The following is a 15,183-nucleotide window of genomic DNA, read 5'->3' as shown; positions in this document are numbered from 1 at the left end:
GCGAACCTTATTCATAATCCCCTACGTTATCAAGGTTTACGTAGGTTTTCTTACAGAAACTTTTGGCGGAGAGAGTGGGATTCGAACCCACGGTGGGTTTTAAAGCCCACGTTCGATTTCGAGTCGAGTGCCTTAGACCAGCTCAGCCATCTCTCCACTTGGAAACCGGAGGCGGTTGTATCCGGTTTGTCGGATACTGTAAAGAACAGAATCACCGTCCAGCGTCATTCGGATGCCGTTAACGTCTCGGCGAGGCCAACGGGCCGAGCGTTGCTTCCGCCTCAAATCTTTGGGTCTTATTATGAGGAAGCGCACTCTTTTCCGGACCGGGAGGCGGCTGCGGCACACGCTCCCTCTCCTGCGGTTCCATCAACCAGGAACAGGAAGAGACCAGAAGAATAGAAAAAGACACAAACAAAAAGGAGATTGCAAATCGTTTCATCATTTCCTTTTAAAAAGTTGAACCCCATTATGCCGGACGACACAACGGGGTTCAAGGAAAATACGTGGCAAACCTTTATTTGGCGGACTGACGGGGACGCAGGAGTTGTACTCTATCGCCGGGTTGAATACTCATACCAGACGGTACGCTGTCTTTAATAATGTCAGCTACCGTCTGATTTTTCTCCAGGGAAGTTACCTTTAATTTACCAATGCTGCGACCTTCACGGGTAACAAGAAGAACCGTATTTGGATCAATACTACTGCCCTGTCCGGCCCCAATCACAACAAAACCCCACTGCGGATCCACGGATAGAACGGGATACTCTTCCCCATTTTTGGCAAGAGCAGCTCGGTATTCAGCTTGCTCCTTCTGGCGGCTAGCCAGCTCAGAAGCTTGTTCTGCCCGTCTCTTGGAAGCCACTTCCGTAGCACTTTTAATCTGGTCAATATCTTCCTGGAGCTTCTTATTGGAAGCTTCCAAAGATTCCATCTTCTCCTGGATTTCCTGTACGCTGGAAACACCGAAATCTTGCAACTTGCTCTTTAATTCCTCAATCTGTTTATTGATTTTGGACAAGTCCGCATTCAACTGCACTTCTTCTTCCTTCAACTCCGCTTCCTTGGAAAGCTGTTCATCACGCTGCTGCGTCACGGAAGCCTTGTTGGAAATCAGACTAAGATTTTCTTCCGCTGCCAAGCCACGATTCTTAATCATGTCGTTGCGCAAGCTTGTCCAAGTACGTATTTCCTTGTCCAAGGTCTTACGATACGAAATCATTTCTTTAAAATCCTGGTACTGGCCATTAATACCGAAAAGGCCGCTAAGACCGGAGAACCAGGCGCCCGCCCCTGCTGCAAGAATCAATAAAACTACTAAGACAGTTTTCATTGTGTATGTATGTGAGAGTGTATGGAGTGTATTGAACCGGAAAAATGCTAGGGACGAACAGATACAACGACGTCTCCGGCTTCAACACGTTCGCCGGCGGTTACCGTACTTGGTAGAATAGTGGCCGTGGAAACACGGGATTCAACAGCGTTTACGTCAAGCTCGGCAATTTTGTTGCCGTCCCTCATGACGGCCAACTTGGAACCGGGCACCACGCCCAGATCGGCGGCTCCTCCGTCAATCACAACTACATTAAAATCATGAATCACCTGGGAAACCCTCGTTTTCAGGTTGGGCGGAGAAAGGCGGGCATCCTGGTCGGCCTTGAGCTGACGAAGAGCGGCATTATTCACAACAAGCTGTTCGGTTTCAGCAACGATGGCATCATGTTTTCCCTGTTCCGCCTGCTTAACCACTTCCAACTGCTTGGACTCTTCTTCCAGCCCCTTGATTCTGTCAGCAATGGCTTGGATACTTTCCATATCCTTGCTCTTGGATTGCAATTCCGCCAAAGCGGTTTGCTGCGTTTGAAGGTCAGATTTCTTGGCCTCATTGGCTGAGGCCAATTCCTGATTCTTTACTTCCAGTTCATCCTTTTCCTTGGTTAAAGCATTGATGTCATTCGTCAGAGCCTCATTCTTCACCAGGAAATCGACATATTTCGTCTTTTCTTCCGTAAATTCGCCACGAAGGCCGTTCAGGTTCTTGTAGCGGGAAGCACATTCCCTACGCTCCTTGGTTAGAGCTTCCTCGTTATCAAGATAATACATGGCTCCTCCGAGAAGAGCAATGACCAAGGCTGCTATTGATACTTTGACCCACATAGGAAATTATAGAGATGAGAAGGTTCCTGTTACTTTTGTGAGATTGGCATGAACATTTTCAGATTTCAATATCAAAATGACATCCTCATTGTTTTCTTGATATTTTTTTCAGGCAAGCTCCGTAGCGGGAGTGTGCAAGAACCGTTTTATCAACATTTTAAAACAATTACTCTCTATTTTCTTTTCAAACGGGAACTCATCTTCTAGTCTTTCTGAACCGTGAGTTACCAGGTCTTTGCCAGAAAATACCGTCCTCTGACATTCGATGACGTCCTTGGACAGGATCATGTTGTCCGGACGTTGAAAAACGCCATTGAGCACAACCGTCTCGCCCATGCCTATCTCTTTGTAGGTCCCCGTGGAACGGGAAAGACATCAACCGCAAGAATATTTGCGAAAGCTCTAAACTGCAGCGGTGGCCCCAAAGTGGATTTTGACCCGCATGAAGATATATGTGAAGAAATTGCGGAAGGCCGGAGCCTGGATGTTCTTGAAATAGACGGAGCATCCAACCGCGGCATTGATCACATCCGGGATCTCAGGGACAACGTACGGTTCGCTCCGAGCAGAGGAAATTTCCGTATCGTCTATATAGATGAAGTGCACATGCTCACTAAGGAATCCTTCAACGCCCTGCTCAAAACGCTGGAAGAACCGCCACCTCATGTCAAATTTATTTTCGCAACCACGGAACCCCACAAAATACTGCCAACCATTCTATCGCGATGCCAGCGCTTCGACCTGCGCCCCATCCCTTCTGAAATCATTGCAGAACACCTGCTCCATATTGCTTCTGCAGAGGGAGTAAGTCTGAGCAGGGAAGCAGCCTTTGCTGTCGCCAAAGTGGCGGATGGAGGTATGAGGGATGCACAATCCATGCTGGACCAGCTTGTTTCCTTCTGTGGAGATCATATTGAAGAACAGCAGGTACTCCACATTTTCGGCATTACTTCCCGGGAGACCGTGGCCCATGCTCTGGCGCTTATTTTGAACAAGGAACTTCCCTCTCTCCTGCATCTTCTGCATGAACAGGCGGAAGCAGGAAGAGACATGAGCCAGTTCCTTTCCGAAATTATCTCCGCCGTGCGTGAAATTCTGGTCTCTAAAGTAGATCCAGAAGCCAGCTTTGATTCTCTCCCGGAATCCTCCAAGGAGGAACTCGCCGAATTGGTCAAACGCACCCATACGGACAAAATCCTGCGTTTGGTGGAAGTTCTGGCGGAAACGGAAGATAAAATGCGCTGGTCCACCAATAAAAGGCTTCATCTGGAAATGGGCCTGATTAAAGCCGTTCATACTCTGGCTGAGGCCAGCATCAGCGATATTATCATGGCGTTGGAAGGTGCTCCGCTAGCCACCGCGGCACCGGCCTCTTCTTCAGATCCTGCTTCACAGCAGGAACCAAGTACATTTATTTCCTCCGCCACGGCTCCCACTCCGGCCCCCCGGCAAAACATCCAGTCTCCTGTTGCTGCAACAAACCCACCCCCAGCTACGGAAGAACATTTGATGGATCCGATTCCAGATTTTTCTGTGTCCTCCCCTGCTTCATCTCCCGCAGTACAGAAAATTCAGAGCACTGACGCTCAAGCTTCTCCCCATCCTACGCAGGAAGCCGAACCACAACAGGAAACTCTTACACCCGCTGCAGCCCCCCCCTCTCTTGCCGTTGCAAAGGAAGAATTTCCCTACTCAGCCACTAAATTGCGGACAAAAACCGTACCTGCCTCCGAAGAAATCACCCGGCATCCAGACTCCGACGCCTCCGATGTGTCGAAATTTCCTACGGATTCTCCAGAGCCTACTTTTATGGATCCAGAGGAAAATCTTCCTCTGGAAAGACGAACTAACAGTTTCTTTGACAATCTATTCGATACTCCAAGCACATCATCCCAAACCCAGGCACCCGTAGAAAAAGAGGAACCGGCAGTTCTGTCCCAACAATCAGGAAGAACTATCACGGAAGAAGACTGGAAAACGGTGTTGGAACAAATGTCCGCCAAATTCCCTCTTCAAGCGGACTTTCTAGCCAACAGCGTTTTTTCCGGTTATGATGGTGTAGCAGTCGCCATTTCTTTTCATCCTTCTGACCGTCAGGGGATGGACAGTCTTGGAACAGGCCCTCTGCGAACAGCTTTGGAAGCTGCTCTTTCCCAATATATTGGAACCTCTGTTACTATTTCTATCCGTCAGGATTTCTCCATTCCCGAACCCGTGCAGGAAGAACTGGCTCCTCTGCCTGCACCACCTCCTTCCGCATCCACCATTCCTGCACCTAAACCTCATACCCCGCAGAAAAAAAACGCAGAGCCTGTCCAGGAAGCTTCCAAAGAGGAAAATGAAGATAACTCTTACTACACGGATCCGCTGATTGATGCTGCTATGGAGATTTTCCGGGCTCGTATCATTTCCCAATAGTCAACTCATCCACCCAGACACAACGACCATGAACATAATGAAAATGATGAAACAGGTCCAGCAAATGCAGGCAGGGCTTGCGGCCGCTCAAGAAAAACTCGCCTCCCAAACCGTTACAACGGAAGGAGCTGGAGGAAAATTGAAAGTTACCGCCACCTGTGACGGCAACCTCACGGAACTGGTCATTGATCCTTCCATCATTAACCCGTCCGATTCAGAATTTCTCCAGGAGCTTCTCCTTCAAACCATCAATGCAGCTATTGCTAAGGGTAAGGAAACAGCCGCGGCGGAAATGAAAAAGCTGACAGGAGGCTTGGGTCTCCCTCCCGGCATGGGCTTCTAATCTGTCACCACAGTGCATCGGCTCAGAAGACGCAAACATCTGGCAGAACCTCTGCCAACGCTATCCGGAGTCAACCACTTGGGAATAGCGCTGGGTGGCGTCTCTCTGTGCCTGTGGGTCATCGTCGTCACTATTTTCTGGACCGGTTCAGACACGATGGCTTTTGCAACGTCACTGCCCATATGGGCTTGCTGTCTCATTTTCTCCTTTCCGGCGCTCATTGCATGGCTGGTTTTCGGTTCCCGAATCGGTCTGCTTGGCATTATCGTCTGGTTTGCATACGGCATCGTTATTACAGACTTTCTCCCGCCCATTTCCAGAACTGGAATGGAATACTACAAAATGCCACCGTCTCCGGATGCCAGGCAAATAAGGGTTCTTACCTTGTACGAGGGGTGCGAGAAATCTCCTCCCATTGAACAAATATCCAAACTCCGTGCAGATGTCATTTTCGTCCAAGGCTGCAGCAACTATAACCGAACACTCAAATTTGCCTACAGCATTTTCGGTAGAACCTCTTATATCAAGCAAATAGGAAGTTGCGCGATCATTGTAAGGCACGGTCAGATTGGTCCGGCCCAGAGCATCACGGACACAACCGGTTTGATTGTAGACTGGATACCGGAAAATTCCTCCTTGGCGATTCGGCTCATCAACATCAGTCTGGAACCTTTTGAACATCGCTTCGACCTGTACTCCCCCGCCTGCTGGAAATATTTCCATACACTCCGCTTCATCCACCGTAAACAACTTCAATACCTGTTTGATACCCTGAGGGAAGTAGGAACCCAGCATGGAGAACTTCCCATTATCATGGCCGGGAACTTCAGCGTTGCCCCTCAATCCCCCATTTTCTCCAAACTCAGTTCCGACTTTCAGGATTGTTTCAAACTGAAAGGGGCCGGTTACGGAGCTACGCAACCTGTCAATTTCCCTCTATTACGCCTAGACCGAGTTTTTTGCACGCCGCCGCTCAAACCTGAAAGAGCCAGTACTGTGCTGATACCGGATACTATCCGCCGTTCTATCGTAGCAGACATTGCAATTCCCTGATCTATACCCCTTACAGCACGGCAACGCCGTTCCTCCTCAGGAAAAATCTTGCCTGTAAAAAGCAAAGATTTCCGGCATCTACAACGTCTTTAATGCACGGGAAATAGCAGGAAAAAGCTGTTTCTTTCGGCTTACCACATCAGTAGCGGAAAACAAATTAGGGCCAAGCCGCTCGTACTCGATATTTTCCAGAGCTTCTTCATCCCCGACGGCCAGCAGCATGGAATCGTGAGTAACGATATCCGTAACCAAAAGGCAAGCAAGCTTCAGCCCCTCTTTCTCCACCAGCTTCCGAAGTTCCCTCACTAAACCTTCCTGGACATCTTCCAAGCCAAACATACCAATTTCCTCAATCTGGGAAATACTGATCTTATGCCCGTACTCAGTAAAAGTCTTCCTGTCCGCCTGAATAATAACGGAAGGTTCAGTTTTGGAACGCAACAGAGAACCGGTAGCAAAAAACTCCTCTGTAAACTTCTTGGCATCTATTTTGGCAATCCCTGTCAGCCATTCCAACATTTCCCTATCTGCCCGAGCCGCCGTAGGAGATGTCAAATTCAGGGTATCTGAAAGAATCCCCGCGCACAGGCAGACCGCTACAGCCTGGGAGGGTTCCACATTACGATGGTAAAATCTGCGTGCCACCAAGGTGGATGTGGATCCTACGGGTTCATTCAGAAAACGGATTGGATCCCGTGTAGAAAGCTGGGTACCCAAACGGTGGTGATCCATCACCTCCACAATCTCCGCCTCCTCCACCCCCTTGACGGCCTGAGAAAATTCATTGTGATCCACTAAAGCCACACGTGTACGGGGCGGATCCACCAAATCCGTCTTACTCAGTACACCAATTATTTTGTTCGTCTTGATACTCATCACAGGGAACAATGCCTGCTTGCGCTTTACGGCAGCCTGCCTCAACTCGGGCAGCGGCATATTCTCCGGAAAAACGGTGTAATCCTTCTGAACCTGCTCCCTCACCTTCCGGGAACAACGGATCAACTGGCCAACACTGGCCGTATCCCAGGGAGTACTCAAAATACATGTTCCCGTCGTCTGGGCCGTCTCAATAATGTCCAAGGAAGGGAAAGCACCGGACGTGGTCACCAAAGCGCGTACGCCATGTTCCACTGCATATAGCTGCACATTCGGACGGTCCCCACAAATAACAATCAGATCCCGGATAATCCCTTTTCTCCTGTAATTTGCGAGCCTTGTTCGAACGCTGGGTTCACTGGAAGCACCCACCAGCAGAATATTCTGCGTTTCTTCCTCACTTAAGGATTCCCCGGTCAGACATTTTCCGTCAATGGTGGTGGCGATATTGCTCAGGCTGGAAAAGACGGAGCGCACATTCATCTCCGTCATATTCAGAGGCATGAGCAGGCTCAACAAATCAAAATAACGCAATAGGCCATGAAGGTTGTAATCAGCGTCAATAACCGGTATGGTTTGAAGGGAATTTTCCGTCATCCTTCGATACGCCGTCAGGAATGTATCGTCCGGACTTACGCTAATCACATCACGACGACAGATTGTCCCGGCGGTGGGCGTCACGTCATGAATCAGTATCGGCTCCGGCACTCCTGCCTTTTCCAATACCCAGGATGTTCTCAGCGTCATTTCCCCACATCTGGCGGCAACCGCACCAGGTTCGCCATGAGTTCTTAAAAACTCCGCATTCCCTATGGCTGAACAAATAGCATCCGTATCCGGATTCTGGTGGCCGATCACATAAACGGGCCTATTCTCTGTCTTCTCCGGAAGCATCTTTATATTTCCTTGTACAGGTTAATCTATATTCAGCCTGACGGGCACCACCACCTTGGAAGCAATGGGCACACCGTCCTTTTCCGCCGGATAAAAAGTCCAATTCTCTCTCACCCAACGCATAAAAAGGCGGTCCAATTCCGCATTTCCCGTTGACTGAAGAAGATTGACGGATGAAGGTTCCCCATGGGAATTTACTCCAACCACTACTTTCACCACGGCATTCACCTTCCCGACTTTAGAAGAATTGACGGAATTGGGCAAGGACGGAGCATGTTTATAACGCACCTTTTTATCAGGAGAAATATTCTGATCCGGTTCCGGACGCCCCGGCAGGGATACCGCCGGGCGCTTCACAGGCTGCCTTCGCTTTACTTCATTCATGGAAATCCGCATGGCGGCGAGCTCCTCCGGCAAGAGTTCGGAAGGAGCTTCATCCAAAAGAAAATCCTTCATTTCGGAACAATCTTCATTTTCCGGCAGCTTCATCGCCAATAAGTCTTCATCTGACGCAATCTCCGGAACAGGGCTGACTGTGGAAGGAGCTGCAACCGGAACAACAGATGTAGGCTGAACTTCTTCCATCTCCTGAGAAACTTCTTCGGACGGGGACACAAACGTCATTTCCACTTCCCCACCCTGGACGGAGGGAAACCACATATCCTGCAAATGTATGGCTACAAGCACAGCACACAAAGCCACCTGAACACCCACTGTCACTGCCACCGCAATCAACATTGCGGATCTGGAAGTGGAATGGGGAGTGAATTTTACAATTCCGGGCTTTTCATCCATAAAAAACGGGCAGGGAATGGGGATGCACCTGTTCAATATATCAGCACCCTCCCTTTGACAAGCTCATGCACAGCCATAAGCAGGCCGTTATCATTTTGTTATTTGCAAAAAAAATACATGAACATCAATAATTCAATGCCTCTCGAATGCGCTGAGCAAATCCGGCGGCCTTCTCAGCAAAACCCAATTCCGGATTCTGGTACATGATTCCTCGAGAGACATTAATCAGGGGAGGCGCCACATGACCGGAACCACTCAGGCAGGAAAGATCACCGCCTTGAGCACCCAGGCCGGGAATGAGCAAAGGAGCATCCGGAATACGCTCCAGAATACTGGAATCTGCATTGGTCAAACCAACCACCATGCCTACGGAAGTTTTACAGCCTTCCCGGACAGAACGGAGCACCATGTCTCCCACCAGTTCAAAAACCCTGCGGCCCCCTGCCAGTTCCTGCCGTTCCACATCCGCAGAACCGGGATTGGAAGTAACTGCCAGCAGATAAACACCTTTACCTTCATAATTCAGAAAAGGCTCCAGCGTATCATATCCCATAAAAGGACTCAACGTCACAGCGTCCACACCCAGGCGTTCAAAGTAAGCATGAGCGTAATACTTCTGAGTCTCTCCAATATCTCCACGCTTAGCATCCAGCACCACCGGAACATCCTTAGGCATATCCGGAAGCAAATCCTCAAGTATTTCCAGACCGCGCAACCCCATGGCTTCAAAATAGGCAATATTCGGCTTAAACGCTGCCGCATATGGAGCGGTTTCCTCCACAACCTTCCGCAACAGCGCAGGAATCGCCTCCAAATCATCCATGCCGGGGCGCGGATCCAACCCGACACACAAGGCGGAACCGGTCTCTTTAATGCGGGCGGCAAGTTTATCCGTAAAAGATTGGCTCATGCCGCCCATTAAACCACGGCCGTCACAAGCACGCAAGTCTCAAGCAGAAGGAACGCCGAAAGCAGAGAAAGACAGATACGACTTTTCCACCACTCCCGCAAATGCTATATTATGAACTGTATGGCATCTACGTCCCCCCAATCTTCCAGCCCTCTCCCCTCCTGCTTGGAAAAACCGCTGCCTCTGGATGGATTCCAAGGTACTCCGGATGAAGTAGAACAGCAATGGTACGATCAAGTTTATCTGGGTTCCGGAGACAGAATGAAGCAGCTTACCTGGAGAGCCGTCATCGTAGGCATGCTTCTAGGCTCCATCCTTTCCCTCACTAATCTGTACGCCAACCTCAAAATGGGATGGTCCTTTGGGGTGGCTCTGACGGCAGGAATTATCTCTTTTGCCCTCTGGAACGCCTTTGTGCGCCTGGGCATTTCCAAATCCCCCATGACTATTCTGGAAAATACATGCATGCAGTCCGCTGCCAGTTCTGCAGGCTATTCTACAGGGGGAACCCTCACCTCTGCCGTAGCCGCCCTGCTCCTGCTGACAGGACAGCACATGCCTCTTGGCACTACCTTCGCCTGGATATTTTTCATTGCCGTACTGGGTGTCACCATGGCCATTCCGATGAAACGCCAGATGATCAACATTGAACAAATAAGGTTCCCAGACAGTATTGCTACGGCGGAAACCCTCAAAGTTCTCTATTCTGAAGGCAAAAAGGCGGCGGGACAGGCCAAAGCCCTTCTTTATTCTGCCCTTTTCGCCGCCGCTAATGCCATCGCCATGGCTGCAGGAGGAGAACGATGGCTTGGAACGGTCCAGCAACATATCCTCGGCAACTGGTACCAGCGTACTATCTTCTTCAAATGGGATCTCATGTTCGTGGGTGCGGGAGCTCTGGTAGGCATGAAAACATCCCTCAGCCTCTTCATCGGAGGAACCGTTTGCTGGGCTCTTTACGTTCCGTGGCTGGAAAGCCAGAAATTGCTTCCCGCGGGAGCAGGTTATCGGGAGAGCGTAAGCTGGACCCTGTGGGGAGGAACCGCCTGCATGGTCGTCGCCAGCATTGTGGCTTTCCTATTCCAATGGAAAAGTATTGTTCGTTCCTTTTCTTCCCTGGGTGCCATGTTTTCCCTGAGTAAAAAACGAAAACTGACAGATGTGGAAAAAATAGAAACGCCCATGAGCTGGTTTCTGACAGGCCAGCTTATCTCTCTGGGAGCTCTCGGCTATCTGGCTCATACATCATTTAACGTTCCGTACTGGATGAGCTGCATCGCGGTAGTCATATCCTTTTTCCTGGCGCTGGTCGTCTGCCGAATCACCGGAGAAGCCAATATTACACCCACCGGAGCCATGGGAAAAGTTACACAGCTCATCTTCGGAGGGATTGCACCCGGACACGTAACAGCCAACCTGATGGCGGCCAATATCACTTCAGGAGCGTCCAGTTCCTCGGCAGACCTGCTCGTAGACCTCAAAGTAGGCTACCTGCTGGGAGCTAACCCCCGCAAACAATTCATCGCCCAGTTTTCCGGAATTTTTCTGGGAACCCTCGTCTCCGTGCTGGCCTTCCGCTCCATGGTTCCGGATGCGAACGCTCTCCAGGCTTTCAATGCTCCGGGAGCCAGAACATGGGCGGCCACAGCGGAAGCACTGGGCATGGGGTTCAGCCATTTGCACAGCATCAAGGTGCTTTCCATCATTGCAGGCGGTATTCTCGGACTCATTCTGGTGCTTATTTCCCGCTATATTCCCCGGACAGGAAAATGGCTCCCCACCCCCATCGGCTTCGGCCTGGCCTGGGCCATCCAGTGGAACGACTCCTTCCTTTTCTTTACAGGAGCTGTGCTCGGCTGGGCTGCGGACCATCTTTTCAAGGCCAAATCACGGGAATATAAAGTCCCCACCGCCTCCGGCATCATTGCAGGCGCAGCCCTCACGGGAATGACCATTCTGATGTTCAGCATTTACCAGGCAGCCCTCTGAACGAAAAGGCTATATTCAAAAAAAATCCATCTCTACAAAAGATCCTGTACAGCTCATCTTTTGGAACCGGAGCATAAATCGGGGCAGTACAATAAGAATATCGACAAACGGATTGCGAATCCGAGGTCAATATTTACTTCTAAAAGAGAATAGCTTGTGTAGGCTGACCATTCCGCTTCGGGAAGCAGGAGTTTGCTGAGGACGGAATTTTGGCTATGTGCCGGAGTAAAGAAAATCTAGAACCGGTATTTACCATTGGGTCATGATTTTTTTCTCGGATAATACCGATAATGAGATAAAAAAGACTATTACTAATCGTTTTCCATCTAAAATTTTAAATAAATTGAATATTTCTTTATAACATCAATATATTTCATGTTTTTCAAAAAACGATTCTAAATTCGATAGATTTTTTCCCAGTGCATATCAATTGTATCAAGTTATATTTCCAGCCCAAAGATGAAACCCATTATTTCTGTTATCTCCATTTTTTATCGTTGGGAACCGCCCAAGCAGCCACCATATTCTCCACCACGAACACTAACACCGCCAACAACTACTTTGGCTCTGCGACCCAATCGTCTTCTTCCGTTATGTCCGCCGCCACGAATAGAAAGGAAGCAACACTTCCCGAAACCGTCTATTTAAACAGCCTTTCTCTGGACATGCATAGCGGCTGCGGAACCGGCACCTATAAAAACAATATCCTGAACTCTTGGGAGGGCATGTATTTGTCGGCAGTAAACTTCTCCACAAGTAATGAAGTGGTTCCGGAACCGGCAACCGCTACGCTGGGTCTGTTCGGTCTTAGCGCTCTATTGTTACGCCACCGCCGATAAATTTTATCACCATGCCATCTTTCAAGGAAGAAAGGGGGGAAATCCCCCCCTTCTTCCTTTTTTCGGCGAGGGAAACAAACTGATTCCGGAACAAATGGAAAAGCCTGCACGTATAACCGCCTTTTCTCCCATCCCTGCACAACTTCCTGTCCACTTCTCAATCCACCAGTTTTTTCAACACCATTTCTCCTTTGGAAGCGCCCTGAGAAACACCGCTTACTTCTGCCTTCAGGATATAGGAATCAAGGTTGGTTCTGTACTTCTTCAATTCCAGTCTGTAAATATTATCCTTATTTTCCACGCCAGTTCTGCCCTCATGAACATCGAAAGCCACCTCCCTGTTACCCTCGTATAATCTGACAGAATGGATTTTCAAGGCGCTGGGGCCATTCTTCCACTGGAAAGTAGCAGTATATGTGCCAGAAGCAGTCACCTGATCCGTCACATCAAACTGCAACGGAGAACCTTGTTGGAGTTCCCATGGACTGCCCGAGGAATGCTTTTCTTCCGCACTCAGGGCGTCCAACATTTCCCGGTGGGTATTCATCACACGATTAGCAACGGCCAAAGTATCCCCCGCCGGTTTGGCAGAATATATTTTCCCATTTCCGGCAAAGGCCAGTTCATCCCGAACCATCTTATCCATAAATGCGGCATGGGCGGCATCACGCGTCTTCTTTCCGGTCAGGACATCCATCTGAAATTCAAAAAAATTCTTCCACCGAGGCAAATAAAAATCGGAAACAAGCCCGGCCCACTGACGATTGGAATAATCATTCAGAGACCGGGGAACCTGATCAATCCACGTAGTGATAAGCATCTTCGCAGACTTGTCCATCAAGGCTTTTTCCTGCCGGGAATCACCCCAATCCAAAGCCCTTTTCTGCCAAGTTCCTAATAGGAACTGGCTATCCGTCGCCAAAAGGGCATCCATATCTGAAATCAGAGACAGGAAACGCTTTACCTGTTTCCTGTACGCAGCCAAATCTCCGGAATCAAAAGCACTCCTGACCTGTTGAAGCTGGTAAAAAGCAGCGTCCGCAAGAGCCTGACGCACAACATCCACCAAATCATAACGAAACGTCTCCTTTTTCACCAAATTCGGCTGATCATTCGCGGCCTTCAGATAACCGCGCGCCGCCTTTACAATATCGCCCAGGTGATAATATCGCTCCCCGCTGGACCATGTGGATGCCTTTCGAACATTCCAGGACGGGCGGGCGCAAATAATAGACTCCGTACACCCTTCCTGAGAACGAACGGGGTTATAGATGGAGGAAGACAGAACTTCCAACGCCTTCACGACAGCCTTTGGTGCGAAACCGTAACGCTGGCGCGCGTACTTTCCAAGCCACTCCCGGACAGAAATATCCTCCCTAGTCCACAAACGGTCGCTGAACAGGGCGTAATGCAGGGGGTTCGTCTCAAGCCCTTCGGACAAAGTTCCCATGCCCACCAGTCCCTTATCCTTATAGCCGGACAACTCACTTCCGAGCCGGGACAGAAGGGGAACCCCCCCGTACATTCCCGTATTGCCTCCAAAGTTCGCCAGTTCGCACCAGACCCACGGAATACCATTAAAAGTCCTTAAATTCTTTCCCCCGTTAGCCATATCCTTGGTAAGCTGCAATACAAGCGCACGCTCCGGATCCAACCCGGACAACAACTCTCGGGTAGGATTTCCACCCCAGGCCTGAATCACCCAGAAAGCCCCCGGAGAAGCCTTTTGCATGGCTTTCTGCACTGCCTGTGCCGCCTGCGTTACGTCAATATCCCCCTTCCGCCCCCCCTCATGAAACAAATCCCCGCCAAACATCTTTCCAGGAATGCCGTATACCTTGCGGAGAGCCTTGTACCAGTCCGCGGCCAGTTTGGGAAAAGCCTCGCAAGTGGGATCCACCACCCACGGCCTCCTGAAATTAACCCATTCCCCCTGAGGAATAAGCTTCAATCCGTCTATCCGGACATTTTCCTGAAAGTCAGAAGGAACAAATCCCACATACCCCTGAAGTACAGGTGTCATCCCCAACTGTTCCATACGGGAGACAATGCGCCTTCCCATCTGGGCCATTTTATTTATCTGTTGCTGGCTCAGCGGACCACCGTGGCCTTCCAGGTTTCCCATATTCCACCAGGCGGCAAATGCCGGATTAGGGATAAAACGAAGAGCTTTTTCCCGAGGATACCCCAAGCCTGTCAAAAAATCTTCCCATGTCTTTTCCAAACCCGCCGTTACCAGCGCATGCGTAAACCCATTCAACGCCAGAAAATCAATCTCCCTCTGCCATCTGTTCCAATCCCAAAAAGCCGCCGTATAAGAAAGGGTGCAGTAATTATAGGCAAAAACGATATTCCACGGGCTTTCTACCGTAACCGGACTGGCGGGAACCGGCAAAGGGGAAGGAAGCGTTATCCGATTTCCGTTCCACGAAAAATGGACCTTGGCTATATTCTTTAAATACCATCCATAACCCGCCACCAAGCGGCGCACATCTGACGCCTCCACCCGGATACCTCCGGCAATATCGGAAATAGTGATCTTGTTGCCCTGATCCGGATTTAAGTGGAACAAGACAGCCCCCTTTGCCGAGGGAGTTACACGCGCCACTACATCTTCAGCCGCCGCCACAGGCGATCTTTCTGCGGCAGATACGCAAACAAGCGGAGAAATGGCAGTTCCAAGAAGCGCCCCGGCGGCAAAAGCATGAGAAAACATAGTAACACTAATACGTACAAAAAATACGACATCTTACAAGAAGGAAACTAACTAAGAGAATGTAGGGGGAGAAGAACGGGACCGAGCAAGAAAAGAACAGGCCCCGCGAGTCAAGTGACTGGCGGGGCCTGATGGGAAAAAATCCCGGCGGCGACCTACTCTTGCGGGACCTGTCGTCCGACTACCATTGGCG

General features: G+C 49.8%; 12 protein-coding genes and 1 tRNA gene. 5 read left to right on the top strand and 8 right to left on the bottom strand.

Annotated features, from left to right (window positions below; translation table 11 throughout):
• Window positions 1-63 precede the first annotated feature (63 nt).
• From BHW66_RS02420 to BHW66_RS02405, 4 genes are all read right to left on the bottom strand, one after another.
• Window positions 64-156, bottom strand: a tRNA-Ser gene (locus tag BHW66_RS02420).
• A gap of 361 nt (window positions 157-517) precedes the next feature.
• Entirely contained in the window at window positions 518-1,333 is an 816-nt protein-coding gene (locus BHW66_RS02415) for a hypothetical protein (RefSeq protein ID WP_012420270.1), read from the bottom strand.
• Window positions 1,334-1,380: 47 nt separating this feature from the next.
• Window positions 1,381-2,157, bottom strand: a complete 777-nt coding sequence (locus tag BHW66_RS02410) for a hypothetical protein (protein WP_012420269.1) — start codon at window positions 2,155-2,157, stop codon at window positions 1,381-1,383.
• Window positions 2,158-2,265: 108 nt separating this feature from the next.
• Entirely contained in the window at window positions 2,266-2,493 is a 228-nt protein-coding gene (locus BHW66_RS02405) for a hypothetical protein (RefSeq protein ID WP_237970363.1), read from the bottom strand.
• On the opposite strand from BHW66_RS02405, the gene dnaX reads away from it, so the two are divergent.
• The 3 genes from dnaX (at window position 2,413) to BHW66_RS02390 (ending at window position 5,971) form a co-directional block, all read left to right on the top strand.
• The gene (gene dnaX / locus BHW66_RS02400) at window positions 2,413-4,575 is read left to right on the top strand and encodes a DNA polymerase III subunit gamma/tau (RefSeq protein ID WP_237970360.1); all 2,163 of its coding nucleotides are present in this window, start codon (window positions 2,413-2,415) and stop codon (window positions 4,573-4,575) included. The genes BHW66_RS02405 and dnaX overlap by 81 nt on opposite strands.
• A gap of 43 nt (window positions 4,576-4,618) precedes the next feature.
• Window positions 4,619-4,918 carry a YbaB/EbfC family nucleoid-associated protein gene (locus BHW66_RS02395; RefSeq protein WP_257227949.1) on the top strand — a complete coding sequence of 100 codons (300 nt, stop codon included), beginning with the start codon at window positions 4,619-4,621 and terminating at the stop codon, window positions 4,916-4,918.
• A gap of 78 nt (window positions 4,919-4,996) precedes the next feature.
• Window positions 4,997-5,971, top strand: a complete 975-nt coding sequence (locus tag BHW66_RS02390; protein WP_046435300.1) for an endonuclease/exonuclease/phosphatase family protein — start codon at window positions 4,997-4,999, stop codon at window positions 5,969-5,971.
• A gap of 78 nt (window positions 5,972-6,049) precedes the next feature.
• Here the strand turns inward: BHW66_RS02390 and BHW66_RS02385 are convergent, their stop codons facing one another.
• The 3 genes from BHW66_RS02385 to pyrF form a co-directional block, all read right to left on the bottom strand.
• Entirely contained in the window at window positions 6,050-7,741 is a 1,692-nt protein-coding gene (locus BHW66_RS02385; protein WP_012420265.1) for a putative manganese-dependent inorganic diphosphatase, read from the bottom strand.
• Between the two features lie 21 nt (window positions 7,742-7,762).
• Entirely contained in the window at window positions 7,763-8,401 is a 639-nt protein-coding gene (locus tag BHW66_RS02380; RefSeq protein ID WP_157738257.1) for an energy transducer TonB, read from the bottom strand.
• Between the two features lie 259 nt (window positions 8,402-8,660).
• Complete coding sequence (gene pyrF, locus BHW66_RS02375) at window positions 8,661-9,446, bottom strand: orotidine-5'-phosphate decarboxylase (RefSeq protein ID WP_031930856.1); 786 nt, start codon at window positions 9,444-9,446, stop codon at window positions 8,661-8,663.
• 120 nt (window positions 9,447-9,566) lie between these two features.
• On the opposite strand from pyrF, the gene BHW66_RS02370 reads away from it, so the two are divergent.
• A complete protein-coding gene (locus BHW66_RS02370) occupies window positions 9,567-11,435 on the top strand; it encodes an OPT family oligopeptide transporter (RefSeq protein WP_046435296.1) in 1,869 nt (622 codons plus the stop codon).
• A 419-nt stretch (window positions 11,436-11,854) separates the two neighbouring features.
• Window positions 11,855-12,274 carry a PEP-CTERM sorting domain-containing protein gene (locus BHW66_RS02365; RefSeq protein WP_012420261.1) on the top strand — a complete coding sequence of 140 codons (420 nt, stop codon included), beginning with the start codon at window positions 11,855-11,857 and terminating at the stop codon, window positions 12,272-12,274.
• 157 nt (window positions 12,275-12,431) lie between these two features.
• Here the strand turns inward: BHW66_RS02365 and BHW66_RS02360 are convergent, their stop codons facing one another.
• On the bottom strand, window positions 12,432-14,903 hold the full coding sequence (locus BHW66_RS02360; protein ID WP_286688856.1) for an alpha-N-acetylglucosaminidase: 2,472 nt from the start codon (window positions 14,901-14,903) through the stop codon (window positions 12,432-12,434).
• Between the last annotated feature and the right edge of the window lie 280 nt (window positions 14,904-15,183).

This window comes from Akkermansia sp. 54_46, from assembly GCF_001917295.1.
Taxonomy (GTDB): domain Bacteria; phylum Verrucomicrobiota; class Verrucomicrobiia; order Verrucomicrobiales; family Akkermansiaceae; genus Akkermansia; species Akkermansia muciniphila.
Note: the sequence above shows the minus strand (reverse complement) of the source record. Positions and strands in the feature narration are given on the sequence as shown.

What these genes read in the sequence shown, in the direction of transcription:
- BHW66_RS02370 (WP_046435296.1), top strand. Translation starts at nt 9,567, where the DNA reads ATGGCATCTACGTCCCCCCAATCTTCCAGCCCTCTCCCCTCCTGCTTG.
- BHW66_RS02395 (WP_257227949.1), top strand. Translation starts at nt 4,619, where the DNA reads ATGATGAAACAGGTCCAGCAAATGCAGGCAGGGCTTGCGGCCGCTCAA.
- BHW66_RS02415 (WP_012420270.1), bottom strand. Translation starts at nt 1,333, where the DNA reads ATGAAAACTGTCTTAGTAGTTTTATTGATTCTTGCAGCAGGGGCGGGC.
- BHW66_RS02380 (WP_157738257.1), bottom strand. Translation starts at nt 8,401, where the DNA reads ATGTGGTTTCCCTCCGTCCAGGGTGGGGAAGTGGAAATGACGTTTGTG.
- BHW66_RS02405 (WP_237970363.1), bottom strand. Translation starts at nt 2,493, where the DNA reads ATGGGCGAGACGGTTGTGCTCAATGGCGTTTTTCAACGTCCGGACAAC.
- BHW66_RS02410 (WP_012420269.1), bottom strand. Translation starts at nt 2,157, where the DNA reads ATGTGGGTCAAAGTATCAATAGCAGCCTTGGTCATTGCTCTTCTCGGA.
- pyrF (WP_031930856.1), bottom strand. Translation starts at nt 9,446, where the DNA reads ATGAGCCAATCTTTTACGGATAAACTTGCCGCCCGCATTAAAGAGACC.
- BHW66_RS02385 (WP_012420265.1), bottom strand. Translation starts at nt 7,741, where the DNA reads ATGCTTCCGGAGAAGACAGAGAATAGGCCCGTTTATGTGATCGGCCAC.